This window comes from Mesorhizobium alhagi CCNWXJ12-2 (assembly GCF_000236565.1).
Taxonomy (GTDB): domain Bacteria; phylum Pseudomonadota; class Alphaproteobacteria; order Rhizobiales; family Rhizobiaceae; genus Allomesorhizobium; species Allomesorhizobium alhagi.
On the sequence record NZ_AHAM01000279.1, the window covers coordinates 1 to 1,751 of the forward strand.

The window sequence follows — 1,751 nt, forward strand, 5'->3', positions numbered from 1 at the left end:
GCTGGAACAGAGCAGCGTTTGCGTGGTCGATTCATCGGGCAAGATCGTGTGCGAGACGAAGGTGGCGAGCGAGCCAGAGGCACTGTTGCAGCATTTTGCCGATCTGGGATTGCCGGTCATCCGCGTCGGCCTTGAGGCGGGTCCACTGTCGCAGTGGTTGCGCGAGGGTCTGGGCGACGCCGGCTTTGAGGTGGTGTTGCTGGAGACACGGCATGTGAAGGCGGCGCTGTCGGCGATGCCTGTGAAGACGGATCGCAAAGATGCCCGCGGGATCGCGCAGCTGCTGCGCATGGGCTGGTATCGTCCTGTGCACGCCAAGTCTGCAGATGCCCAGGAGGTGCGGGCACTGCTGGTGGGCCGAAAGCTGTTGCAGGCCAAGCTGCTCGACGTTGAGCTCAGCATCCGCGGAATTCTGCGCGGTTACGGGCTCAAGGTTGGCGAGGTGAGCCGGGGGCGTTTCGAGGCGCGCATTCGCCAACTCATCGAAGGCCACGACATGCTTGCGATGGTGATTGGCGCGATGCTGCAGGCACGGGCTGCATTGTGGAACGAATTTACCCGGCTGCACCGCGCGATGCTGAAGATTGCCCGCGCCGATCCTGTCTGTCACCGGCTGATGAGCGCACCGGGTGTAGGAGCCCTGGTGGCGCTCACCTATCGTTCGGCGGTCGACAATCCGGGTCGGTTTGCAAAATCCCGAACCGTCGGTGCGTACTTCGGACTGACGCCCAAGAAGTATCAATCCGGGGAGACCGACATCGACGGCGGCATCACCAAGGTCGGCGATTCCATGGTGCGAACCGCACTCTATGAAGCGGCGCACATCATGCTGACGCGCGCCACGCGGTTCTCCGCCTTGAAGCGCTGGGCGATGGACGTGGCGAAGCGGCGCGGCATGAAACGGGCAAAGGTGGCACTGGCCCGCAAGCTCGCCACCGTTCTTCACCGCATGTGGGCTGATGTCAGTCAGTTCCGTTGGGGCAAGGACACCGTCGCCGCGTAAAGGAGGAACAAGGCAGCGAGGCAGGCCGCCATAGGCGCTGCTTCTTCGAGGTCCCGTCGCTGGGACGAGGGCTTGGCAAGGTCGGGAGGAGTGCTGTGAAAGCTTCGGCAAATCACGCGTCCTAGATTGACCTGCCGGCTTAAGGATCTGATGGCATGATGTGGCAGTCTTCGTGCTGACCACGGACAGAAGCATGATCCCAGCGGCGTGATGATCACTCGAAAGGGACTTGACGAGTAAGGGCCCATTACAGAAGCATTCCTCTATTTTGCGCGGCTCAAACTAGCGGGACTGCTGGTGGCGGTCGGCATTGGGGCGCGCAGCGCGGACGTGTTGACGAAGGCAGGCCCCATCCTCTCCGTCGCGGGGACCATTGTCGCGGTCGCCGTGTTCAATCTGGAATCCTACGACATAGCTCTCGTCGGCGCGATCCCGCAGGGGTTGCCGATGCTGGCCGTTCCGGCGCTCGATCCGGTACTGATCCTCGATCTTGCCGGTCCCGCCTTGCTCATCAGCCTCATTGGATTCGTGGAATCCGTCTCGGTCGCGCAGACGCTCGCCGCGAAGCGCCGCCAGCGCATCGTGCCGGACCAGGAACTGCTTGGACTAGGCGCCGCAAATATCGCGTCCGCCATTTCGTCCGGCTATCCCGTGACTGGAGGTTTCGCGCGATCGATTGTCAATTTCGATGCGGGCGCAAGAACACCCGCCGCCGGTATCTTTACGGCTGTCGGTATTGCCGCCGCGC

The 1,751-nt window shown here is 62.6% G+C and carries 2 protein-coding genes; both read left to right on the plus strand.

The genetic code is table 11. From position 1 onward, the window contains the following. Position 1 precedes the first annotated feature (1 nt). Positions 2-1,003: an IS110 family RNA-guided transposase gene (locus MAXJ12_RS29535; RefSeq protein WP_008839828.1), complete on the plus strand. Its 1,002-nt coding sequence runs from the start codon at positions 2-4 to the stop codon at positions 1,001-1,003. 297 nt (positions 1,004-1,300) lie between these two features. Continuing rightward, positions 1,301-1,751, plus strand: a 451-nt coding sequence (locus MAXJ12_RS29540; protein ID WP_008839829.1) for a SulP family inorganic anion transporter, incomplete at its 3' end; no start/stop codon positions are given.